Origin of the sequence: Vreelandella titanicae BH1, assembly GCF_000336575.1 — a bacterium.
Taxonomy (GTDB): Bacteria; Pseudomonadota; Gammaproteobacteria; order Pseudomonadales; family Halomonadaceae; genus Vreelandella; species Vreelandella titanicae.
In genome coordinates this window covers 24,959-50,061 of sequence record NZ_AOPO01000017.1, presented here as the reverse complement: position 1 = coordinate 50,061, position 25,103 = coordinate 24,959, and the positions used below count along the sequence as shown (strand labels likewise).

At 53.5% G+C, this 25,103-nt stretch carries 16 protein-coding genes; 2 read left to right on the top strand and 14 right to left on the bottom strand.

From position 1 onward, the window contains the following. Positions 1-53 precede the first annotated feature (53 nt). The 9 genes from pgm to glmM all read right to left on the bottom strand — a co-directional run bounded on the left by pgm (position 54) and on the right by glmM (position 16,637). The gene (pgm, locus tag HALTITAN_RS21105) at positions 54-1,646 is read right to left on the bottom strand and encodes a phosphoglucomutase (alpha-D-glucose-1,6-bisphosphate-dependent) (RefSeq protein ID WP_009288303.1); all 1,593 of its coding nucleotides are present in this window, start codon (positions 1,644-1,646) and stop codon (positions 54-56) included. Positions 1,647-1,667: 21 nt separating this feature from the next. Continuing rightward, positions 1,668-2,729 carry a glycosyltransferase family protein gene (locus HALTITAN_RS21100; RefSeq protein ID WP_039860441.1) on the bottom strand — a complete coding sequence of 354 codons (1,062 nt, stop codon included), beginning with the start codon at positions 2,727-2,729 and terminating at the stop codon, positions 1,668-1,670. A 310-nt stretch (positions 2,730-3,039) separates the two neighbouring features. Further along, positions 3,040-4,071 carry an aminoglycoside phosphotransferase family protein gene (locus tag HALTITAN_RS21095; protein WP_039860439.1) on the bottom strand — a complete coding sequence of 344 codons (1,032 nt, stop codon included), beginning with the start codon at positions 4,069-4,071 and terminating at the stop codon, positions 3,040-3,042. Positions 4,072-4,329: 258 nt separating this feature from the next. Next, complete coding sequence (locus tag HALTITAN_RS21090; RefSeq protein WP_009288300.1) at positions 4,330-6,603, bottom strand: glycosyltransferase family 2 protein; 2,274 nt, start codon at positions 6,601-6,603, stop codon at positions 4,330-4,332. Between the two features lie 227 nt (positions 6,604-6,830). Continuing rightward, entirely contained in the window at positions 6,831-8,081 is a 1,251-nt protein-coding gene (locus tag HALTITAN_RS21085; RefSeq protein WP_161609193.1) for an alginate O-acetyltransferase AlgX-related protein, read from the bottom strand. Between the two features lie 403 nt (positions 8,082-8,484). Further along, positions 8,485-11,544, bottom strand: a complete 3,060-nt coding sequence (locus tag HALTITAN_RS21080; RefSeq protein WP_009288298.1) for a glycosyltransferase — start codon at positions 11,542-11,544, stop codon at positions 8,485-8,487. A gap of 2 nt (positions 11,545-11,546) precedes the next feature. Continuing rightward, positions 11,547-13,547: a coiled-coil domain-containing protein gene (locus HALTITAN_RS21075; protein ID WP_009288297.1), complete on the bottom strand. Its 2,001-nt coding sequence runs from the start codon at positions 13,545-13,547 to the stop codon at positions 11,547-11,549. A 43-nt stretch (positions 13,548-13,590) separates the two neighbouring features. After that, entirely contained in the window at positions 13,591-15,204 is a 1,614-nt protein-coding gene (locus HALTITAN_RS21070; RefSeq protein ID WP_236614984.1) for a glycosyltransferase family 2 protein, read from the bottom strand. Between the two features lie 95 nt (positions 15,205-15,299). Then, positions 15,300-16,637, bottom strand: a complete 1,338-nt coding sequence (gene glmM, locus HALTITAN_RS21065; RefSeq protein ID WP_009288295.1) for a phosphoglucosamine mutase — start codon at positions 16,635-16,637, stop codon at positions 15,300-15,302. Between the two features lie 369 nt (positions 16,638-17,006). Here glmM and HALTITAN_RS25640 point away from each other — a divergent pair, with 369 nt between their 5' ends. Beyond that, positions 17,007-17,153: a hypothetical protein gene (locus HALTITAN_RS25640; RefSeq protein WP_161609192.1), complete on the top strand. Its 147-nt coding sequence runs from the start codon at positions 17,007-17,009 to the stop codon at positions 17,151-17,153. Here HALTITAN_RS25640 and cysQ read toward each other — a convergent pair. The 4 genes from cysQ to HALTITAN_RS24585 form a co-directional block, all read right to left on the bottom strand. Next, positions 17,150-17,923: a 3'(2'),5'-bisphosphate nucleotidase CysQ gene (gene cysQ, locus HALTITAN_RS21060; RefSeq protein WP_009288294.1), complete on the bottom strand. Its 774-nt coding sequence runs from the start codon at positions 17,921-17,923 to the stop codon at positions 17,150-17,152. The genes HALTITAN_RS25640 and cysQ overlap by 4 nt on opposite strands. 125 nt (positions 17,924-18,048) lie before the next feature. Next, complete coding sequence (gene cysN / locus HALTITAN_RS21055) at positions 18,049-19,953, bottom strand: sulfate adenylyltransferase subunit CysN (protein WP_009288293.1); 1,905 nt, start codon at positions 19,951-19,953, stop codon at positions 18,049-18,051. After that, positions 19,953-20,855 carry a sulfate adenylyltransferase subunit CysD gene (gene cysD / locus HALTITAN_RS21050; RefSeq protein ID WP_027958948.1) on the bottom strand — a complete coding sequence of 301 codons (903 nt, stop codon included), beginning with the start codon at positions 20,853-20,855 and terminating at the stop codon, positions 19,953-19,955. Before cysD ends, cysN begins: the two co-directional genes overlap by 1 nt. Positions 20,856-20,896: 41 nt before the next feature. Beyond that, on the bottom strand, positions 20,897-21,637 hold the full coding sequence (locus HALTITAN_RS24585; protein WP_051052171.1) for a helix-turn-helix domain-containing protein: 741 nt from the start codon (positions 21,635-21,637) through the stop codon (positions 20,897-20,899). A 186-nt stretch (positions 21,638-21,823) separates the two neighbouring features. Between HALTITAN_RS24585 and HALTITAN_RS21040 the strand changes: the two genes are divergently transcribed. Next, positions 21,824-23,551, top strand: coding sequence for an SLC13 family permease (locus HALTITAN_RS21040; RefSeq protein WP_009288291.1), 1,728 nt, complete (start codon positions 21,824-21,826; stop codon positions 23,549-23,551). Between the two features lie 307 nt (positions 23,552-23,858). Here HALTITAN_RS21040 and HALTITAN_RS21035 read toward each other — a convergent pair whose 3' ends face one another. After that, positions 23,859-24,815, bottom strand: a complete 957-nt coding sequence (locus HALTITAN_RS21035) for a sulfotransferase family protein (RefSeq protein WP_009288290.1) — start codon at positions 24,813-24,815, stop codon at positions 23,859-23,861. Between the last annotated feature and the right edge of the window lie 288 nt (positions 24,816-25,103).

The window sequence follows — 25,103 nt, the reverse complement described above, 5'->3', positions numbered from 1 at the left end:
ATAACGGGCACCACTAAAGGTGCCCGCCGAAGGATGAAACGGCCTCAAAGAATCTATTTCAACACACCAGCCAGCAATGCCTGGGCGTTCCCAATCAATTCATCCAAGTGCTGTGCGCCTTTGAAGCTTTCGGCATACACCTTGTAAAGCGATTCAGTGCCGCTTGGCCGAGCGGCAAACCAGCCGTTTTCGGTGGTGACTTTGATGCCGCCAATAGCAGTGCCATTGCCCGGCGCGTCTACCAATACAGCGGTGATAGCGTCGCCTGCCAGAGTTTTCTCAGTCACGCTCTCAGCACTCAGCTTTTTAAACGCCGCTTTCTCTTCGGGTGAACAGGCGGTATCGACGCGCTTGTAAAAAGGCTCACCAAAGCGCTCGGTAAGCGTGCGGTAATACTCGCTGGGCGTTTTGCCGGTGACCGCCATAATTTCCGCTGCCAACAAACACAGCACGATGCCGTCTTTATCGGTGGACCACGCCTTACCGTCGCGGGTTAGCAAGCTGGCGCCTGCACTCTCTTCCCCGCCGAAGGCAAGCCAGCCCTCGTGCAGGCCATCCACGAACCACTTGAAGCCTACCGGCACTTCGTAAAGCTCGCGCTGGTGGGAAGCCACCACTCGGTCGATCATGGAAGAGGACACCAACGTCTTGCCGATCTTCAGGCTAGCCGCCCACTCTGGGCGGTGGGTGATCAGATAATCGATACACACGGCCAAAAAGTGGTTCGGATTCATCAGACCACTAGCATCAACTATTCCGTGACGATCAGCATCCGGGTCATTGCCAAAGGCTATATCGAAGCGGTCTTTAATCTTGAGTAGGTTAGCCATTGCTGCCGGGCTAGAGCAATCCATACGAATTTTGCCGTCGTGATCCGGCGGCATAAACGCAAACTCAGGATCAACTATAGTATTCACGACATCAAGATTCAGGTCGTAGTGCGCCGCTATCGCCTGCCATACCGGCAGCGCGGTGCCGCCCATGGGGTCAGCACCTAACGCTAAGTTTGCGCCCTGAATAGCGGCCATATCCACTACGCTGCCAAGCTTGGCAACGTAATGCGCAGTGAAATCGTACTCCTGGGCGTGGGCAATCGCCTCATCCACCGGCACGGTGGGTATATCTTCCAACTGGCGCAGCAGGTAGGCATTTGCACGCAGTTCAATCCAGCCGGTGGCATCAGTATCCGCGGGGCCACCATGGTGCGGATTATACTTAATACCGCCATCTTCCGGCGGGTTGTGCGAAGGCGTGATGATTAAGCCATCCGCAAGCGCCACATCGGGCGCCGCCAGGTCATGGGGATTATTATGGTGCAGGATCGCCTGGCTAATCAGCGGCGTCGCGGTGTAGCCGTGATCTTTCTCGACAAATACCGGCACCTTGTTGGCAGCCAACACTTGCAGCGCGCACTCCCAGGCAGGGCGAGAAAGCGCGTGGGTATCGAAACCTAAAAACAGCGGCCCCTGATAGCCCGCCTCACGCCGGTAGTCGACCACCGCCTGGGTGATGGCATAAATATGCGAAGCATTAAACGTACGCTCAATGGAGCGGCCACGATGGCCAGAGGTACCAAACGACACGCGCTCCCCAACGACGTTAGCGCTGGGTCGCTCTTCATAAAAAGCTTTAACAGTAGATTCCATGGTTCCCTCTCCCTGTTTATCTTATTGCGGCACGGCACCACTACGTTTTAGCCAAAACTGCACAGCTGCTTCTACGTTACCGATACGTTTTGCATCAACAGCGGCTTGCTTAGCCATGTTGGCAGCCGCTATGGGGTTTTCTAACAAGTGTTCTAACGCACTTCGCCATTCAACGTGCGCATCATTGACTAGCAAACCATTTTTTCCGTGCTGGACAATCTCAGTGTACGGGTAACGATTTGAGTATATTCCTACCCCGCCCATGGCGGTAATATCAAAAAATTTGATGAAAGATTTGCCATGGTTAAACGGGGTATTTAACAACGGGGCTAGGCCTATATGGCAGCGGTGCTCTCGTTGATAAACCTTAAACGCCTCCCAGGCTAAGGGGCAAGGCGCGTTTAAGCGTGGCAGCGTGATTAAACTTTCTGGAGTGTGTGGCCCCAGCATAATTTCCACCTGGGTATCCATACGCTGGGACTGCATGCCTTCTATGGCCGGGGCGATGTGCATAAGGTCAGCTAAATGCGCCCGCGTGCCGTAAAAGCCGATTTTCCAGTTAGCGCTGGAAGATGGCGGTTGCGAGAAATGCTGAAGTGAAGGCAGAGGAGTAATCAGAGGTGGCGTGAGCACTTGAACATTATCGTGCTCGCTAAAAAAACAGCGCGCCAATTGCTCGCTAGAGGCCACCACTTCATCAGCCAGTGACACTAAGCGAGGTTGATGTTTAGCAATCCCACCCATTCGCTTACGGTAGGCAGCCGGTAAGGTTGGGTCATTGGACGCCGCAAAAATATCATCATCGATTAAATAGGCAATATAGCCAAAAGCATCGCGGTGACGTTCTAGCCAGCGCAGCCAACCTAACGGTAGCGAGCGACAAAGCAGCAGATTAGCCCCCGCGAAACGCCGCAGCAGAGAACGACCATGTACCCAGCTGGCCCCGAAAGATCGAGAAGCGGTAAAACGTTCGACCGCCACGCCCCGGCGGCGCAGACCGGAGGCAGCAGATGCCAAGAAATAAATGTCCTCGGTCGGCCGCGCCCCATCGCTCAGAACAACCCAGGTAGTGTGGCGACTCACGGTACATCCTTGATTAAGATAATTCTTCTCCTTTCCACTAGCCCTATTCAGCACCGCTTCGCGGGTAGCGGCGGAACGACGCCCCGTGGCACGGAACCAACCCCGCCTGCACAAGCAAACCCCGGCACCGCTTCGCGGTGCATCCGCGGGTGCGCTTCGCTTACCACGCGCTACTAAATCTCGCATGCACATGAAGGTGGGGATTCCAAGGACATGTGCACATTATGTACATGGCCGTGGCACGTAATCACTCCACCGGAATCGAGTAAGTGCACCCGCGGAACGACGCCCCGGAGCTTCCAACTCAGCGTTATTGACTAATACCAGGGTACATTTTGAACTGTTTATATAACTTGTAAATACGAGCCCGCAGCTGGGCAGCCTCTTCAGACCGCATGAAATGGGCGACGTCCAAACACTGAAACAGATAGGTGAACACCAAGGCGCCCAACTGCTGATCAACTCTTTTTTCAGCCAAGGTTTCTACGGCAGCCCAGGGCAGCCCACGCAACAGAAGCGCCACATCGAACCCTAACGGCAAATACGCCCATCGATCCCAGTCAATAAGCGCTACCTGCTGCTGCTGAGTATCAATGAGTACGTTATTACGGTGTAGGTCACCATGCGACAACACGCGTGGTAAGCGCGCAGTAACACGCATTAAAAAGACAAAAAATGTCAGTTCAATCCTACTACCGCCTTCCCGCAAGGCCTGCGCGATGACCGATGGAAATAACTTATGCAACAAACTTTTAAAACGACTGTAGCGGCGTTTTAAAGCGCTGCGCCCAACTTCACCAGCTTGCTGAAGAGTGACAAGTTGCGCCATTACCATAGGCACCCATGCTTCCCACCCGTTACCCACTTCTTCCAGAGTTATGCCTGGCTGAAAAGCAAACATCTGTAGCATGTGTCTTTCTTGAGAAAACGCAGCCAATAAAGGCGGCGCGGCTATACGACTAGGCGTGATCACTTTGTCATAAAGCTGCATCACGTTTGCATGAGCCTTGGGCTCTACATCAAAACGCGCCATGACAGGAGCCTGGTTAGCAACGTTAAGTACAGCGCCAGCCATTCGTCGTTCAGCAGACTGCCCAAACAGGGGTTTAAATCTATCAACCAACAATTGATCAGGAAGCGAAGCCACGGCTTTATACTCCGCGTGCTGATGGGAGATGGCAATAGGTAACCAATCGCTTTGCTTCGGATGCCTAAAGAGCCAAGGGCTATGCCGCAATGGCACGTCTTTCGGGGTCACCACGCGAACGACATCTCCATGCTTCAGCGCCAACGTTCCATGAAAACCCACGTTGCCACTCAACGAAAGCCCTGCCTTTTTCACATCCGCTCGTGGGCGGTTACAAGACAGCCGGCAACGTGTTCGGCCATTCACCACCACAGTCACGTATGGCGATAGGCTCCAGCCACTAATCGCATCCTCACTAACCCGGTCTATAAAACCTAGTACGCCCGGTTTTTTTATTACTTTCAACATAACCTATTACTTGAATATCCAGCGAAAATTGTTGATTGATGTATCAAAGTGTCTGATAAGTACCACTACACGGGTACTTTAAGATTTATATGGATATTCAAGCGTTTATCGCAACGAGAAATCCTCATGAACCAAGGTCAGATTAGGGTTATAGGCCGGGTCACTGTCCAGTAATTCGCCCCAGGTTTTGCGCATATAGGCATATTCGCTTAGCCAACGCGCACGCTTTTCAGGGGTGTCATCGGCACCGCGGGAAATGGATTCATGATGGTAAAGCTCAGCAAACGGCGTCCACAGATTACGGTAACCCGCCTCACGAACCTTAATGCATAAATCCACATCGTTGTAAGCGACAGCCAGATCTTCCTCGTTCAAACCATTAACAGCATCGAAGACCTCTTTACGCAGTAGCAGACAGGCTGCCGTCACGGCAGAAAGGTTCTGAGCCACTTTCAAGCGCCCCATATAACCATCTTCGTCACGCTGAAAGAAGCGATGGGCATGTCCCGCTAAGCCACCTAACCCAAGAATCACACCACCATGCTGGATGGTGTCATTGGGGTAGTAGAGCTTCGCGCCTACACAACCAATATCAGGGCGTGAAACCTGCTCTACCATCTCCGTCAGCCACTGCCCATCAATCGGCTCTACATCATTATTGATTAAACCAATAACACTTCCCCGAGCATGGTCGGCACCATAGTTATTGATGGATGAATAATTAAACGGAGCGTTCCAGGACAACACCTTTACTCGGGTGTCACGGGCTGCCACTTCGTCCAAATACGCCAGGGTCTCTTTGCAGCTGCTTTGGTTATCCAGAATAAGCAGTTCAAAGTGGCTATAGTCGGTACGGTCTAAAATAGCATCAACACAAGGGCGCAATATATCGACGCCATCGCGGGTAGGCACCAGCAAGCTCACCAAGGGTTCTGGCGTAGGCATCGGCCAACGAATGCGCTGCGTGCCGGGTAATAACCCTGGCGCTACTTGTGCAACCTGCCCACAGGCCTCTAAATGCTGCTCAACAGCCCCAACATAACTGGAAGGCGTTGTGGCAGCCCCCGGTGCACCGTGATAGGCAATATGGGGTACGTGGGCAAGCTGTTGCGACGAAAAATGATCGCGCCGTGTTACGTCCAACGTTTGTACGTAATCCAGCCAATCAGGGTTATTGGCATTGTCACCACACATATCGGCTGAAAGGCGTGGAAAAAAGCGGTGCTGGTAACACACGGCCCGGCCCATATACGGCATCGAAAGCAGCAAATCAGCATTCCACTCAGGCTTAAACTGCGGCGAGTGCCGAACTCCCTCCTCATCAAGGCTATCCTCATCGGCTATCAGCATCTGCGCTTGAGGATTATCTGCGGCAATACTGGCCATATGAAACAGTGCATTCGCCGCTAAACGATCGCCTGGGCGTAAAAACCATATCCAGGAGTGTTTGCAATAGGAAAGGGCCTCTATCCGCAAGGCCGCAACACTGGTGGCATGACTTTCTACAACGCGAAGAACGGGCATCTCACGCTGCCATTCTTCTAACCATGCCTGCCAGCCATGAAATGCCGGTGACGGTAACAAAAGTACGGCCTGCCGTGGCGACAAGGACTGCTCCGCCACACTGGCCAGGCTGCCTTTTAAGCTGTTTTGTAAAGCCTGTAATGCATCAGGCGTCGCCTCGCCAATAGGACACACCAGCAAAATACTACAATCAAAAGAGTGAACATGGTGGCGCATGGCCACCTCATGGTCGCTAGGCGCACGCCTTCGTTCTACCTGACGAATCCACTGCTGGTAGTGGCGACGAGTGGAAAAACTAATAAATGTACTTTCGTAGTCCTCTAGGGCAATGGTTTGCCATTTGCGGCTCTGTTTACGCGCCTGCTGCTTCAAACTGAGCTCAATTTCTTTCAAAGAAAGATCACGGTAGTGTTCATGCATGTTGGATAACCGCTGCAGCAAACGGTTATAGGCAAACATTGGCGTTAGCCATACGAAGCGAAAATGTTCCAGGGAAAACGTGCCCGTGGCGTTCATGGGCGCAAACGTCACACGTTTCACACCCCATGGCACGTATACAAGCCGCTTCGTGATCTTACCCACACGCAGAGGTAGCTCTACCGTTAACGAGCGCCGTGCAGACTCAAACGTGAGGCTAGACACCACACTGGTCACGTCTCGCTCACAGGCAATTTCGACCATGTTCCAGCCGGGCAAAGGTAACTGCCCTTCTAACGCAAAAAGCGGCTCCGCGCCCAGGGATTGCCATTCACCAGGGCGTGAAGCCGCCTTTAATTGCTGTAAAGGAACAAATTGCTGAGGGCTGCGGTGGTGAGGGTACCAAGGCTTATCGCGTGACGTGTGGTTAGCATTCATTCAAAAGCGTCTTATCCGGCGGATATGGAGCGAGCATGTTACCAGCCCTTAGGCTGCGTCACACCAGCCTGTTATAAAACCCTGCTAGGCTCTGTCTGAAAAGTCGGCGAGCGAAGGCCAGACAAGGCAAAAATCGGCGAAAAGACGGAGTTTACATGGTGTAAATGAGTACTTTGAGCCGATTTTTAACGCCGTATGGTCGAGCGCAGCCAGTTTTCAGACAGAGCCTAGACTAGCCAGGGTGTTAAATTAAGTTTATGAATCAAGGCATCATCGCGTGCGACGGAGATCTTTCGCTTAGCCACTGAAGCCCACTCATCTTCAGATAGCCTGGCGCGTTTTTCATCGATTAACTTCAAAAGTGACTGATCCACCTCAGGTACTTGCACCATAAACCGTGCATTGGTTTGCATCACCAAATAAGCCGGATTAACCGCTTTCACCAGCTCAGGGTCGAGGCTTCCCGCGCTGTGTACAAACACCACTTGTTGAAACAGACGGCATAAGTAGTTAAGCATTGAATAGCTGGAAGACGAGCCAAAGAGTAAACACACACTAGGCATCAGTGCCTGGTCATTCACTAACACCGACAAACGCCCAAAGTTGGGCAAGCCATTATCATAATAGCGGCACTTCATATAGCTAAACGAGCGCAGCACCTCTATGTTGCAATGGCGTTCCGGCGTAAATTTATTGCCCAAGTCGCCGACAATTGTACGTTGCACGTACTCATCTTCGGCAAAAAGCGCGTTAACCGCATTGGGATCAAGGTCAAGCGCCGTTGCCAGCGCTTTTGCAGCCACCATCGCGCCTTGCTGGGACCAGTGGCTATCCGTGCGAATAAAGGCCTCATCACCCAACTGGGTCAAAAGCGCCTGGGGGTACACAATGCTGTGTGCTTCCGGCAACGCCATTAACTGTTGTATGGGGCCATTGCTACCTTCAGTAAACGGATGATAGCTAGGCCCCATGACACTCTCTTTAGACGGTGCCACCAACACCGCATGAGCGGCCTCGGCACTGTCAGCCAGTTGCTCAACGGCTTGAAAGTACTGTTGCCACTGCTCGACCCCTCCTTCCGTTAGGCGAAGCCGCCCCCGGTACTGATCAACACTCCCATTGGTATCATTATCCAAAAACAACCACCCCTGCTTACCCTCAAGCACTTTAAGGGAAGGAGGGAGTGCATCATCTAAATGAACATCAGACGGTATATCTACCTGGGAAAGGGGAAACTGCATATCTCCTAAGCGCAGAAACAGTGAGAACTGCTCCAAACGGTGAGGAACCGTAAAACGAAAGCCACACTGCACTTGAGGGTGTGACTCATCAGCGGTTCCAAAAAGCGCTTCAATGACATCAGGACGGCGCACCGACAGAGGGTGGCAAAGCTCAAAGGTTTTGCTCCAGCGAGCAATTATTTCAGCCTTGCCTACCCACTCGGCTAACGCTTCAGGCAGCACTACCCACCCCTGCACGACCCACCCCCCTGGGAGCAACCACGGGGGGCGTTGCGCATCAGGGAAATCAAGGTGCCAGCGGAGCCCTGAGGTATAGCGGTCTAAAGTGTCCCGCCCAACAAACCGTTTAACAAACCGTTTAACAAACCGTTTAACAAACCGAGCGAAACGTATGGCTGGCATCTCCCACGGGGTTTTAAGGGCTGAATTTCTAAAGCCTTTATTTTTAAGAGCACTGTTTTTAAGGGCTCTGTTTTGAAGAGCTCTGCTTTGAAGGACTATGCTTTCAATCATTCTCAGTGAAACCGTCCATAGCTGACTGTAAGAACGCTTGATCAGGCCCATAACGATGGGCCAAGTGGACACTCAGACAACCCCGTTACGGGAAAGTGCAGAAGTGTCATAAGCGACGCTCTTCCAGTCAGAGATCCCACACCGCTTTACGAAAGCCAAGGGTATGTCGCGTTGGTTCATCCCACTGATTTTTCCTGAACATTAGATCGAATTGACTATTGGAACGACCAGACAGCACCCGAGTAGACTTCTGCAGTTTATGCACGACACAAGCATCGCTGACATGGTAAATCCGCAGCCCTAACAGGTGTCTTACCACATCGCAGTAAATACGATCAGAGCGGTAATGGCGGCCAAACTGCGCATCCAGAGGCCCAGCGCTACGATATGTTTCCCGGGGAATATAGACACAGAAGAACGGTGCAAAGCTGATCTCCAGCACTCTTCCGTCATGCAATAACGGCGGAGTCACAATATTACTGTGATGAGCCGAGAGATTGACATCACAGGGTTGATCGGCGTCGGCATAAGGCACGTGGGTGGTTAAAGTGGGCGTACCACCAGGCAAAATTTGCTGGGGAACGACCAGGCCGCATTCTGGCAATTGAGTCGCTGCCAGTTGCATAGCTTCCAACGCACCTGGCTCAACATGCGCATCGTTATTAAGCAGCATCAAATCGTGGTCTGTTTTAGCCGCTGCCAATCCCAGGTTAACTGCGTGAGTAAAGCCATAGTTGCAGGAATTAAAAATTGCTTTCAGGCGCCCGGCAGCCTGAGCCTCTTCAAGGAACTTCTTCACCGGAGACGAAGAGTCATTATCGACAACGATCACCTCCAGCTTATCGCCCAGCGCCAGCGCTTCCAGGCTAGTGAGGCAATCACGCAGATCCTCCAACGACTCATAGCTGGGGATAACCACCGACACCCCTCGCTGCAGTGCAGTAGAGGCAGTTGATTTAGCGGCAGACCACTGATGCCCAGTTGCCTCACGTACCTGATCTAAATAGCCCACGTACTCCGTGTTAGCCGTCAACGTGTTAGCGGCACGGCCATAATAATAGTGGGTTAATACGACCGGCACTGAACAAAGCCGTACCCGCTGGCTATAGCGGCGGATCAAATCCCAATCCACAAACCTCGGCAGCGTCTCGTCAAAGCCCCCACACTGTTGATAGGCCTCGCGAGTGTGACAAAACGCATTGAGGTCTACATAGTTCCTATTGAACAGCAATGCGCGATTCAAAGGGCCAAACAGCACGCCTGAAGGCTCTGTGGCATTGCCGGTGTAGCGATATAAGCCTGAATAAAACGCCTGAGCTGTGGGTTCGCGGCTAAAAGCCCCCACCATGGCAGCCAAATAGCGTGGATCCCAAACGTTATCAGAGTCCAGGTAAGCGATATAAGCCCCCTGCGCTACCTCCAACCCTTGGTTGCGCGCATGGGAGACACCTCGATTTTTTTTCAGAGCAATCAGTTGAATACGTTCGTTTTTGGCGGCCTGCCGCTCACACCACTCACGGGTGCCATCGGTACTGCCGTCATCTACCAACAGCAACTCCCAATTGGCATACACCTGGCTACTCACCGACTCGACCGCTGCCTCAATGGTATCCAAACGGTTAAAGCAAGGCATAATGACGGTAACTAGCGGCGCCTTTGCGAGTGCTTGCGCATCACGAGTCAGCCCATCCGCCACGTTCTCCATGGCGGCCAAGCAGCGCTTATCAGCCTCGCGAAATGGGCGCGACAGATAAGGATCAACCAGGCCATGGGTAAGATAACCCGCAAAATCACTGAAATCACGTTGAAACTCCCAACGCGCCTCCCCGCTGGCCACGAGGTCTCCGCTCGCTGCGTCGATTAGCTCAATACGGTGGTTCTGACCATCCACCAACTCAACAGGAGGATAGACCTCAAAGGCATGGCGCCCGTCACCAATCCCGTTATCACGCAGGTCAGAGCGAAATTGACTTGCCAAAGCTTCAATGTCGTAGTGGCCATCAATTCGAACCTGAACCTTACGCGGTGCTTTAGTATTGCAATCAGCCAGCCAACCACTAATGGCAAATCCACCCGTTAAGTTAAGATCGCCAGCAAGGCGAAGCTTACCACTGGATGGTGCCATCAACTGAGACGGCATGGTGTGCTCCAGTGCCATTCCAGAACGATACGGTGTCATTGAAAACTTGCCAGAAGCATCATGCGAGAGCAGCAGCAATCGCTCCGACTGGGGCTGTACCACCCCGGCCACTAATCGTTCTAATGCGTGAGCCAGCTCACCATCCTGCTGGCCAGTTTCTGGCTCGAAGGTCAACTTCGATACTTCCTCTGCCAGCGCAACCAAGGCTTGGGGGCGGCACCAGAACATGCTGCCAGCAAAAAAGCCCCAATCGCTTTCCAGAGGAACATTCAGGCTCTTGCCTAGACGCCCCAGCCATGAGTCATTGCCAAAGCGCATCGCCAGTTGGCTCATAAACAGCCGCTGTGGCCCAGCCAATTGCAGTTGGGTATCGCTTCGCAACCGAGCCACCAATTGGCGCACACCATCACCGCTTGGCAACACGTTGCTCAACAGTGTTTCGCGCCACTGTTTTGCCACCGGCGTAACACCCTGCTTCGTGTGCAACTTCAAGCAAAGCGTGTACTGCTGCAAACGCGGTAATAACGAAAAGAATGGCGCGATATCACGCCCACGGTTGGGACAGCACACTACCTGTGCCCCAGGATAGCGCTTCTGTAGAGCCACAATCTCCCGCGTATTCGGCGCATGAGGAGTGGTAATAAATAAATCAAACGGCTCGGTAAGCAAGGCAAGCCGCTCGCCTAGCAGAGCTACCAAGTCCAGATGATAAGCATGTAAAACAACTGCCAACTGTGGCTGTGGCTGTGGCTGTGGCATTGAGGAGGAACCGCCTTCACCCACTACAGCCTGCCGTCCTTCATAACGGCCATGACGAATGTAGTGCAACAGTGGATCCAGCCCCGATTTACCAATATCAGGATAGCGCTGCAGGTACGCTTGAGGGTCAAAACCAGGCCCTGGGCAGCGCCCTAGCGGCCAGCCATAGTTTAAAAAGTGCTCCAGCGGTGGGAGATGGCTATGTTGTGCATCCGCGTAACGTTGCACATACCACACTTCATCGAATAACCCGGTGCTCAACAACAACGAACGGTTAGCGTTGCTCATTATTACCCCTTTACGCTACGTTGCTCTTTTTCGCCGAACTTGAGGTAGTGAATCAGCGGGTTGATACCACTTTCCACCACATCTGGGTTGTGAGCCAAATAGTAAGCTGAATCAAACCCCGGGCTAGGGTTACGCCCTTCGAAACCGCCCATCAACAGATAGTGGCGGGCAGGATTCGCCGACATTTTGCTATCACGAGCAATATCAGGGTATTGCGCTAAATACCACTTAGCGTCGAACCACTGACTCGCTTCGATTAACGCGACCTGCCGCTTGATCGCTCGCTTTGTCAGCGGTGGGGCTTTAGCAACACTTTTGGGGGCGCTTAACTCCGCTTGAGTAGACGTATCAGCACTAGGTGCTGCTGCTCGCAGAGCTTCTAGCTGATCCACTAGATTGGCTAACTCATGAGATTGACGCTCTATTTCGCGACGCTGCTGGGCCTGCGTTTCGCGGTTGGCTTTAGCGTCCACTTCAAGTTTCTGGTTAGCAGATTTTGTATCATCAAGTTCGCGTTCCAACTGGTCGCGTTGCGAGTCGTTCTTCTCTAGCAGTTCGGTTAGCACAGCTAGCTCGCGGAAACGCTCATCCACAGCGCTAAGCGCTTCTTTTTCGCGCTCAGTAGCCGCTTTCAATTGAGCAGAAAGCGTGGCGTGTTCTTTCTTTTGCTGCGCCAGCTGTTGTTCAACATCTGAATAGTTCTTTTCAGACTCCTGAAGCTTACGGGTCAGTTGGCCCAGTTCATTAAAGCGCGCCTGAAGCGAGGTCTCGGTTTTTTGCAGCTTGTTAGTTAACCCAGTGTTTTCTTCATGGGCGCTACGCAAGCTCTGTTCATTGGCTTCGAGTAGGCTGGTTAGTTTTGCCAGTTCACTAAAGCGAGTTTCCAGCGTCCGCTTATGTTCATCTACTTCTTGCTGAGCTTTGATGAGTGCATGTTCGCTAGCTTTCAACGCCTGGGCATACTCACGGGCCTCATTCGCTTGGCGTTCGCCCTGTTCACGCTGGCGCATCAACTCTTTTTTCAGCTCGTCATTAAACTCTTCAAGGGAGCTTACCCTTTCAGCTAAACGACCACGCTCCTGAGCAAACCGTGACTCCTGCTGCTCAAGGCGCGCTTTCAGCTTATCGCGCTCTTCACCCACCTGCTGTAAATGCTCTTCCTGCTCATTTACCCGCTGTTCGGCAGCCGCCAGGTTGCTCGCCTGTTCGTTAACTCGGGTTTCCAAGGCCTGTGAAAGAGCCTGCTGGTGGCGCACAGTCACTTTATCCTGGCAACTGCGACCCAGGCGGGCGAAAACATCCTGCACCACCTGCGTAGAGGCCGCCGACTCCAGCGCGCCTAAAAGGTTTTTAAGCAGCGGGGGCAGATTATTACCTACCGCAATAATCCCCAGCCCACCGGCATGGTGAAACACAAAGTGCGGGTAGCGGGCTTTAAGGGTTTCAAAAGCACGGAACACAAGGCAACCTGGCTCGCGGCGGGCAACCCCTGGCACTACCACGACACCCTGAGTTGAAAGCTTGGATAACCAGCGATCCAGCAGATAATCCACGCTGTTGTCATCGGCTTCAACATGCAGCAGTAGCAGGTCGATTGAGCCCTCATCGAACTGGTCAATCGCCCGGATGGGAGTCGCCTCTAGCCACTGACTGATTGTAGAGAAATGATCAGCGGCATAGGCCCGAATAGCCTCGGCATCCTGCTTGCTTGCTGCATCTTCCTCATGCACTCCCACCATAAAGCAACGCGTACCCAGCCGAAGCCGTGAGGCCGCTTGGCAAACCGCAAAGTGCGCGACGCTCTCTACCCCCAGGCCCACTGCCTGCTGTGGCCGCAACGCCTCTACCAACCAAAACAGAAACGGTAGATGTTCCAGCCAGGGAGATGCCTCACGGTAATCAGGCTGCCAAAACATGGATCCCTGGGCTAACGTATTGATAGAAGGCTTGATAGCAAGGTCTTGTGTAGCGTTGGCCGCTACCGAATGCTGTTGCTGGCTCACAATGAATTCCTAACACGTAATAAATGGGCAATAGGATACCAGCTCAACCGGGCAAGTTGGCAGCCGGTGCTGGAAAGGGGCGAACATCAGGGTTAGCCGGCAGGTACAAATCACTTGGCTGTTCGGCACTCTCGTGCCATTGAGCCGCCGCATAGCGGTAATCACTGCGCACCCCGTTAAACTGGGTAACTAAGTGCGTGGGGCCTGCCTGGCTAAGCGAGGTGGGCAAGCTACGGCCAAAGGCCAGCGGAACGCCTCTCTTAACACCACCAAAGGATTTAGCGCCAAAGGCAGTCGTAAAGCGCTGAAAGTACTCAGCATCAGCATCCACTCTGACAACGTCCCAAAACCCTAATGTTTCAAAAACCTTCCGCCGAAACATAAATGATGACGTATTGCGATAAATCCACCCATCCATCGCTTCAACACGCCAACGAGTAAAGAGCATTTCAGTAGAACAGCGAACCCAATCACTAAAGCATGCCTGCCACTCTGGCTTGCTTTCCAAGCCTGCTACCTGCACTTCAAGCTTTTGAGGATGCGACCAATCATCACTATCATGAACGGTGATATATTCCCCCTTCGCTGCCGCCAAACCTCGGTTACGCGCCGCGTAAGCCCCCTGATTGGTGGGCTGAGTTAGCACTCGAAAGCGGGAATCCTGCTGGCTAAATGCTTGGGCCACGGCTAACGAGTCATCTGTAGACGCATCGTCGACCACGATAACCTCTATATTGGCATAAGACTGCGCAGCCAGACTGCGCAGTGCCGTTGCCAAGTGAGCCTCTGCATTAAATAACGGCACAATGACGCTGACCAATTCACCGCTCTCACGCGCAGAAGAACGAGCCTCTGCTGTGTTTTCGTGCGTTAAGTTATCGAGCGTTAAGGGCTGGTTAGCATCTTTAAGCACGAGCGGATAGTGATTGGCACGGCTAAACAGCGCGTTAATGTGCTGTAAACGAAACTGCTCCGTTAGCGCGTGGGCCTGTGAAGACGCTGGAGGCGTGGCTGCCCCCCCTGCTTGAGCAGCGGCCTGCACTGCCAACAAATTAGCGAGCGCCAGGGAGGTATCAGGGTAGTCGGGGAATGCGGCCATTAACTGCTGGATACGCTGCCAAGATTCCACGAGCTGACCGTCGTTGATCAGGGCTTCCACCTCTAATAAACAGGGAGCCGCCGTAGCGGGCTTAACATCGTGTAGTTGATGGCGGCGTGACAATACCTCAGCGCAGCGCTGCCACTCACCTTGCCAAGCATACCAACGCCCCAGCGCCCATGCTGCATAGCTGACTTCCCAGGGGTCTTGATGAGTAAGTAGGCCTTTCAGTGTTGATAATTGCGTCGAGGTACCAGCCTGTTGCCAAAGTAGATCCTCAACCTGGTGCGCAAGTAGATCAACCGGCATGCGCCCCTCTTTTTCTCCATTACGCGTAAAATGGAGCAAGGGGCTAACGCCCGCCTTAGCGATATCCTGATGTTGATTACGGTAATACTCGGCATCAAAACGCGGGCCAGCTTTTCGACCCCAGGCCTCTCCCAGCAGCAGGTAGTGCTGCGCGGGCGACATACCGGAAACAGCCACATCGGGGTATTGCATCATATACCAGTCAGCATCAAACCAAGGGCTTTGCTCGATGTCCGCGATATCTGACAAATGCCTCTCTGTCTTATGCTCAGGGGGCAAGCTAAGCGTTGAAGATGATGTCAAAAGTCATTACCTCGTGTAACAGGAGAACCTATCTTGTTCGCCTAAGAAAACGCATCAGCAATTTGCTGGGCACTGCCTTGCGCCCGATCAGCATCTACAGCCTCGACCATCACGCGAATCAATGGTTCGGTACCAGATTTACGCAGCAGCACGCGGCCCGCTTGGCCAAGCTGCCGTTCTACCAGTGCGACGGCTTGCAGTACCGCTGGGGTATCAAGAGGATCATGCCCTGCTTGGGCGGTATAACGCACATTAATTAAGGTTTGCGGGAGTTTGTGCATACCCTGTTTGGCGTCATACAGCGTTGCCTGTTGCTCTAACAAACTAGCCAGCACGCGCAGTGAGGCGATGATCGCATCGCCAGTGGATGCATGATCCAGGCTTAGCAAGTGACCAGAGCCTTCCCCACCTAACCGCCAGCCCATGGCGTTTAACTGTTCCAGCACATAGCGGTCGCCTACTTTGGCGCGCTTAAAAGGAATATTCAATCCATTAAGCGCCTGCTCAAGCCCCAAATTACTCATTTGGGTACCCACTACACCGCCGGTGTAGCCCGCGCGCTTCGCATCTTTCGCAAGCAAGTATAAAAGCTCATCGCCGTCTACCACGGCCCCCGTATGATCCACCATCATCAGGCGGTCAGCATCGCCATCCAAAGCGATACCCATATCCGCCTGATGGGCGAGCACTGCATCGCACAGGCTTTGCATAGAGGTAGCGCCGCAGTTTTCGTTAATGTTGAGACCATTGGGCTTGTCGTGAATACTAATTAACTCGGCGCCTAACTCACGGAAAACCGCCGGGCCCACTCGGTAACCCGCGCCATTGGCACTATCCACAACAATTTTCAGGCCATTCAAACTCAAGTGCCCTGGCAGGTTAGCCTTGCAGTATTCGGTATAACGGCCAGCGGCATCATCAATACGGCGCGCCTTACCTAGTTTCTCGGAGCTAACGCAGGTCATGCCGCCGTCAATGGCTACTTGTAACCAGCGCTCTATTTCCTGCTCTTGGATATCATTAAGCTTCTGACCGCCCTGCCCGAAAATCTTAATACCATTATCATCAAAAGGATTATGCGACGCGCTAATCACTACCCCCGCATCCGCACGGAAGGTAGAAGTTAAATAGGCAACGCCGGGGGTCGGCAACGGCCCCACCAGGGCAACATTAACACCCGCCGCGGAAAAGCCCGCCTCTAACGCGGATTCCAACATATACCCACTGGCACGGGTATCTTTACCAATTAACACTTCTCTAACACCTTCAGCACCCAACACCTGCCCTGCGGCCCAACCCAACTTCATAGCAAAATCAGGCGTCATGGGAAACTCCCCCACGCGACCGCGCACACCGTCAGTACCGAAATATTTACGCATTATTTAGTAACCTTAAAAGTGAATCGTGAATCGTGAATCGTGAATCGTGAATCGTGAATCGTGAATCGTGAATCGTGAATACAGGATTATAGGTCTCGTATAGCGTGGCAACGAGTTTGTGATAGAAACGAACATAATGAGGCGCCTGCGAAAGGCGTCGGAACGACGCTCCGTGGAACCGAACCATCATCGCCTACACGGACCGACCCCGGCACCGCTTCGCGCTGCTTCCGCGGGTGCGCTTCGCTTACCACGCGCTACGAAAACCACCGATACCAAGTTAGTGCACATACCGTAGCGCGTGGTAACGAGAAAGCGAGCTCCGCGAGCGTTTCGAGGCACCCGCGGGTGGCGGCGGAACGACGCCCAATGGCACCGAACCATCATCGCCTGCACGGACCGACCCCGGCACCGCTTCGCGCTGCTTCCGCGGGTGCGCTTCGCTTACCACGCGCTATGAAAACCACCGATACCGAGAAGGTTGGCAAAACAAATACCGGTGGCGCCTTGGCTTAATGCCCCCACACCACAAAATAGGGGTTGAGCTTTTCGCTGGGGTTGGCGTAGCTAAGCGCGGTGCCTTCCAGGGTTTCTACCCGGCCGCCAGCTTCGAGCACAACCGCATGAGCGGCGCCGGTATCCCACAAACAGGTGGGGCCCAAACGTGGGTAGGCATCGGCGAAACCTTCGGCAATGATGCACAACTTTAACGAACTACCCATGGGCAGCATGGTGTGCTCACCCAACTGTTCCAACCAAGCGGCCAAATCAGGGCTGGGGTGCGAACGGCTACCCACCACGCGCCACGTTACGCCCTCTTTAGGCTTGCCTGCCACGGAAATGGCCTTACGACTACCATCGGCTTCAACCTTAAACGCGCCCAGCCCCCGCGCGGCCACATAGCCCACCTCCAGCGCTGGCGCAGTCACCACGCCGAGCACCGGCTTACCGTTTTCAATCAGGGCAATATTGACGGTGAACTCACCGTTACGCTTGATGAACTCTTTGGTGCCATCCAGCGGGTCGACTAGCCAGTAGCGGCCCTCAGCATCAGCACCGGAAAAACCCTCTATGTCCTCTTCAGAGAGGATCGGGATCTGCACCGGCAGCGCCTGCAAACTGCGCACAATAACGTTGTGCGCCGCTTTATCTGCCTCGGTTAACGGGCTTTTATCTTCCTTCTCTTCCACACTGAACTCGCGGGCGTAAACGCTCATGATGGCGTCGCCAGCTTCGCGAGCTATGCCTTCAACGGCATCCAGCAGTGCTTGATCAATAAGCGCCATATTCTAATCCCTCCATCAGGCAGAACCCTGCCATAAGGCTCAGTCCTTACGACCCAGCCCTTGCATAAAAAAGCTGCCAAGTAGTGGCCAGGATTGGCCGCTACTTGGCAGCTAGCGCATTCAAATCAGCTGATCATTCCACGTTCACGCAATGCAGCGATCACGGCGTCCGCTGCTGCTTCCGCGTCCATTTCGGATGTTTTCAGATGAACATCCGGCGCCTCAGGCGCTTCGTAAGCGGAATCAATGCCTGTGAAGTTTTTCAGCTCTCCACGGCGGGCTTTTTTGTAGAGGCCTTTCGGATCACGCGCCTCAACAACATCCAGCGGAGCATCGACAAAAATCTCGATGAACTCGCCCGTTTCCAACAGATCCCGCGCCAATTGGCGCTCGCTGCGGAATGGCGAGATAAATGCCGACATCACAATCAGCCCGGCATCCACCATTAGCTTGGCGGTTTCCGCTACCCTGCGAACATTTTCAACGCGGTCAGCATCGGTAAAGCCTAAATCACGATTCAAGCCGTGGCGCACGTTATCGCCATCCAGCAGATAAGTATGCTGGCCGTGGGCAAAGAGTTTTTTCTCGACCAGGTTAGCAATGGTCGATTTACCCGCCCCGGAAAGCCCGGTGAACCACAGCACGGCGGGCTTCTGGGCTTTTGCTAACGCACGCGCCTGCTTATCAATATCTACATGCTGCATGTGTATATTCTGGCTACGCCGCAAGGCGAAGTGCAGCATGCCTGCGCCAACCGTATTGTTGCTCATACGGTCGATGAGGATAAAGCCGCCAGTATCGTGGTTGTCTTTATAGGCATCGAAGGCAACGGCACGGTTAAGGCTTAGGGTACAAATACCAATACCGTTCAGATCAAGCTGCTTGCTCGCTGTGTGTTCCAGGGTATTCACGTTAACCTGATACTTGATATCCGTCACGGTCGCCGAAACCGTTTGGGTGCCCAGCTTCATCAAGTATGGGCGACCCGGCAACAGCGGCGCTTCGTGCATCCACACCAGGGTGGTTTCAAACTGGTCGGCGGTGTGGGCTGGCTGGTCTACGCCGGAAATCACATCGCCACGGGAAATATCAATCTCATCTTCCAGCAACAGTGTGATGGACTGCCCGGCCACGGCCTCATCCAGGTCACCATCCAGGGTATAAATCCGTGAAACAGTGCTGGTATTGCCAGAAGGCTGAACGCGGATTTGATCACCCGGGTGCACCACACCGCTGGCCACCATGCCGGTAAAACCGCGGAAATCCAGGTTGGGCCGATTGACCCACTGCACGGGCATGCGGAAAGGAGAGCGCTGAAGGTGCTCCGCATCCAGCTCGACCGTTTCCAGGTAACCCAGCAGCGTCGTACCGTGGTACCAAGGCATTTTAGCGCTGTGTTCTATGACGTTGTCGCCCTTCAGCGCCGACATAGGAATGAAGGTGATGTTCTCCAACCCCAGCTGTTTGGCGAAAGCACGGTATTCTTCGACGATCTGATCAAAACGCGCTTTGGAGTAGTCGACCAAATCCATCTTGTTAATGGCCACCACCACGTGGCGCATGCCCATTAACGACATCAAAAAGCTATGGCGGCGGGTTTGCGTCAAAATCCCATGGCGTGCGTCGACCATCAAAATAGCCGCGTCGGCAGTAGAAGCCCCGGTAACCATGTTGCGGGTGTACTGCTCGTGGCCTGGGGTATCCGCTACGATGAACTTGCGCTTTTCGGTCGAGAAGAAACGGTAAGCCACATCAATGGTAATGCCCTGTTCACGCTCTGCGGCCAGGCCATCCACCAGCAGCGCAAAATCCATCTCGCCACCCTGGGTGCCGTATTTTTTCGAGTCCGCTTCAATGGCCGCCAGTTGATCTTCAAACAGCAACTTGGACTCAAACAACAGTCGGCCAATCAGGGTACTTTTGCCGTCGTCCACGCTGCCGCAAGTAATGAAGCGCAGCAAGCCTTTATGCTCATGGGCTTTCAGGTAGCCTTCGATATCGCCAGCAATCAGGTCAGATGAGTGAGACATTAAAAATACCCCTCTTGCTTCTTCTTCTCCATGGATGCCGCGCTATCGCTATCAATCACCCGGCCCTGACGCTCGGATGTTTTGGTCAACAACATTTCTTGAATAATGGCAGGCAGGGTATCCGCTTCTGATTCAACCGCACCGGTTAGCGGGTAACACCCCAACGTGCGAAAACGTACTTTACGCATCATGGGCACTTCACCCGGCTCTAACGGCATGCGTTCATCATCGACCATAATCAGCGCGCCATCGCGCTCCACCACCGGCCGTTCAGCGGCATAGTAGAGCGGTACAATGGGGATATTCTGCAGATAGATGTACTGCCAGATATCCAACTCGGTCCAGTTGGAGATCGGAAATACGCGAATCGACTCTTTGCCATTCTTACGGGTGTTATAGAGCTTCCATAACTCCGGACGCTGATTTTTAGGATCCCAGCGGTGCTGTGCGGTACGGAACGAAAAAATACGTTCCTTGGCGCGAGACTTTTCCTCATCGCGCCGGGCGCCGCCGAAAGCCGCATCAAAGCCATACTTATCCAGCGCCTGCTTCAAGCCTTCGGTCTTCATTATGTCGGTATGAATCGCCGAGCCGTGGGTAAACGGATTGATGTCCTTCTCGACACCTTCCGGATTGATATGCACCAGCAGATCCATACCAATCTCTTCCGCCATATTGTCGCGGAATTCATACATAGCCCGGAACTTCCAACGGGTATCAACGTGCAGCAGCGGGAACGGCGGCGGCGAAGGTGCAAAGGCTTTGCGGGCCAGGTGCAGCATGACCGCCGAGTCTTTACCGACCGAATAAAGCATTACCGGGTTTTCAGTCTCGGCAACCACTTCGCGCATGATCTGAATGCTTTCCGCTTCCAGTCGCTGTAAATGGGTGAGTGATGTCATCATCTATCCCAACGTAAGGTGAAAAAATTTGCTCTCAAGTGCTAAGAAGCCAAGCCCATATCGGCAGGTACCGGCACTAACCAAAACATCGTATGTTGCGCCAACCAAGCCGTTATTTCCGGGCTGGCTGACAACCAAGCGCCATGAAATACCAAGGCGACTGGCCTCTTGTTTTCTTCACTCTTGCCAATGAGCGCCTGCATCGCGGCCAGATAATCATCTGCCACGGGCGGGCGCTTAAAACAGCGCATCCACAACCGGCCACGGGGGCCGTGAAAATAGAGCTGATAAACCGGACGCTGTGGATGCGCTACCCGGCGCACACCGCCCTGCCAACGCTGGCTGGCCTCTTCTAACCTGTCAAACCGCGGCGCAACAGCCTGCCGATACCACCGGCCCCGCTGCGAGCGCTGCTTAGCCAATGCGCTTAACGGCCAAGGCTCATGCTTCAAACCTTGGCTTTCCCACCAGTGTTCAATGCCGCGCTGGGTCAACTCAACGCCATGCTTATCACACAAAAAAGCCACAAGGTCAGCACTGCTCCAGCCTGGCTGTTCAGCGGGGGGCGGGGCATAAAGCGCCTCCCACAATCGTTGTTGAATAGCGGCATCAAGCACATTGGCCTGCCCTTTTAAACGACCGCGGGGGCGTACCGGCACTGCCGCCCAGCCACCTTCACGAAACGCCTTCCAGGCCGCCGAAACGGTCGGGGAAGAAAGCCCGGTTTGCTGGCTTACCAACGCAACCGTTACCCCATCCAAGCGTAGCTTTACGGCTTGCATGCGGCGCTCATTGAGCCTTTCAGGCGATAAATGTTTAATGCTCAATACTTCTCATAACCACATGAATTTAGTAGATATTCCAAAAAAAATTACAACCAAAAATTGCAACTAATTAGACTCCATCATAAAAGCCTGCGTAAAATCCAGCAAGCGAACCATGAAGTTACCGTTTTTTAAGGACCCACCATGACCCCCTGGGCCGTTCTGTTTTCCATTACGATTTTATTGGCGTTGTTAATTAGCGGACGCGTAAAGCCCGCCATTGCCTTTGTTACGTTGGCCGCTATATTTTTGCTACTCGGGTTTGTCGACACCGCTACCCTGCTCACCCAATACACCAACCCGGCGCTCGCCACACTATTACTCTTACTGCTGGTATCGCTGGCGCTTGAACGTTCGCCGCTGCTGGACTGGCTATCGCGCCACTTACTAAAGGGTCACCCTCGGCTTGCTACGGCACGCCTAATGGGCAGCACGGCGGTGCTTTCCGCTTTTTTGAATAACACGGCCGTGGTAGCTGCCTTTCTCGGGGCTATTTCGCGCCAGCAGCGTATTGCGCCATCCCGGCTATTAATCCCGCTCTCTTACGCTTCAATCTTGGGCGGCATTACTACACTAGTGGGCACATCCACCAACCTGGTGGTGAACTCATTCAATTTGAGTGCCAGTGGCAGCGAGCTGGGCATGTTCCAATTTAGTTTGGTGGGTATTCCTGTGGCGCTGATTACCCTATGCGTTTTAATGTGGCGCGCTAACGCCTTACCGCACCACCAATTGGAAGACACCAACGAAAAGCTCTCCTACTTTCTAGCGGCGGATCTAGAACCAGACTCAACCATGATTGGGAAAACCATCGAAGAGAACGGCCTGCGCAGCTTAGAGGGGCTTTATTTACTGGAAATAGAGCGACACGGACGACTGATAAGCCCCGTGGCACCGGATGAGCAACTTCAAGCCTATGACACGCTGGTTTTCACGGGAGAGGTAGGCAAAGTGCAAGCCCTACAGCGCTTCCCAGGGCTGCATTTATTTGGTCATCAAGCCGATAACCTGCTGGCGACCAACCTAGTCGAGGTAGTTATTTCCCACGAATCCGAGCTGTCAGGCAAAACCCTGCAGGATGTAGATTTCCGCAGCATGTTCAGTGCTGGTGTGGTTGGTATAAGGCGTGGAGAAAAGCGCTTAGAGGGCCAGCTGGGAAAAATTCCCTTACGTGTAGGTGACTGCTTACTGCTAGCGGTGAGCGCCGATTTCCGCCAGCACCGCAATCTAGACCGTAACTTCCATTTACTGAGCGGCAGTTTCACCCGGCCGCAATTGAGCAAAAGGGAAAGCCTGTTCACCGTGGGCGGGTTTGCGGCAGTGATCACCCTAGCCACCGCCAATTTACTGCCACTGTTCCAGGGGCTATTGATGCTGCTGGGTGGGCTGCTGCTTATGAAAGTGATTAGCCTGGCAGAACTGCGCCGCCGTTTCCCGTTTGAGCTATGGCTGATTATTGGTTCGGCGTTAGCTATCGCCCAAGCGCTGGAAAACTCAGGCGCGGCCGAGTTATTAGCAACCGGTATGCAAAGTCTATTCAGTGGTTACGGTGTCTATGCCGCATTTTTGGGTTGTTATCTACTAACGCTGCTACTCACAGAAACCGTGACCAACAACGCCGCTGCCGCGCTAGCCTTTCCGGTGGCCTGGAGCACCGCCCACGCCTTTGGCGCCGACCCACTGCCGTTTGTGATGGCTGTAGCGTACGGCGCCAGCGCCTGCTTTTTGATCCCGTTTGGCTACCAAACCCACCTGATGGTCTATTCACCCGGGCGCTACCGCATCACGGACTTCCTAAAGATCGGCTTGCCGGTCAGCCTGACCTATTCAGCGGCGGTACTGCTGATTACGCCGCTGGTGTTTCCTTTTTAGGTGAAGGGTGAAGGGTGAAGGGTGAAGGGTTGGAGTATAGGTTTCGTACCGCGTGGTAACGAAACTCGCGAGGTACGAGCGAATGAGGCTCCCGCGGGAGGCGTCGGGACGACGCCCAATGGCACAGAACCCAACCCTGGCACCGCTGCGCGCTGCTCTCGCGGGTGCGCGCTGGCGCTTAACAAGCGCTACAAAGTTAGTGCTCTAACACCGGCGAGTAGTGCCAGAAATCCGGCTGATCTTCATACAGGGCCGGCGCTAATAAGCGGGGATGTCTTGCCAGAATCCGACTGACGTTGCCCTTGAATTACGTCTCCGTTTCCTCAATTAGACGTGGGCTTGGCGGAAACCACTGGCCCGTAGCAGCAACACGGCACTGCACCTTATCAAGAGGAGACAATTTCAGAGGCAGATAGAAGCCCACATACCCGCCACGCGGCGGCAGCAAACGACACAACTCCTGGCGAAACTCCACCGCGCGCACGGTGCTGGTAAGCTCACCATTGACCCACAGTTCGATCTCTAATGGAGCATCGCGTTCACCCGCCCACCAGGCCCAACCGCTGACACTCTCCGTGGTGGCCTCTACCAGACAAGCATGCGCCCAGGGCTGGTTCGACTTGAACATCTCATAACGTGAATCAAACAATGCGGAGGCATACTGGTAAAGCTCAATGTCTCGTCTATTCAATTTCCTGAGTTCAACGAGATCCTCTTCATCAAATTCATACTCGTCCTCCAGACGAGTCTTACCCTGATTATCTTCGCGCTCAAGAATGCGGGTTGCAAAACGATCATTCAACATTTCCAGACTTTCAGAATAACGTTCTGTTAAGCCTATAAACCCGATAGCCTCAAGATTTACCCTGGAAAAGGCCCTGCGCTGACGATTCCGCATCGCTGGGTCTGAATAGAACTCCTTAAAGCTTCCTTTGTAATCCATATTCCTGACAAAGTGCTCATATTCAGATGCAATGCGTTGCAGTGGTTCACGAAGGAAGGTGATGGTGTTTCCCACGCCCCACAGGGAAACAAAGCGCACGATAGGCACATGCCCTACGATCATGGCTGGATTATCAAGTGCCTGCCTGAACTGCCAGAAATCAGGTTGATCGACATGCAGAGACTCCTTCACAAAAGGAGACGTCGCCTTAGCATTCGGACCATAATCATAAACAATTCGCTCTGGCGAAAAATACGTTTCAGCCCCCTTGCGAAAGCTTGTCCCGGCAGTTTTAGGTATGTGCATAAAAAAAAGTGACATCTATTACATCTCCTTTATACAACGCCCGCTTACACAATCACTTCAGCGTAAAGGTGGCGAGAGTCCATTCCCGAATGAGTATTCTTGAGGTATCCACTGTTACTGGGCAGAATCAGGTGCATCCACCGTAGCGCGGGGTAACGAAGAACGCGAGTTCAGCGAACGTTCTTAGGCACCCGCGGGAGGCGTCGGGACGACGCCCACTGGCACCCAACCAACCCTGCCTGCCTGCCTGCACGAGCAAACCCCGGCACCGCTGCGCGCTGCACCCGCGGGTGCGCTTCGCTT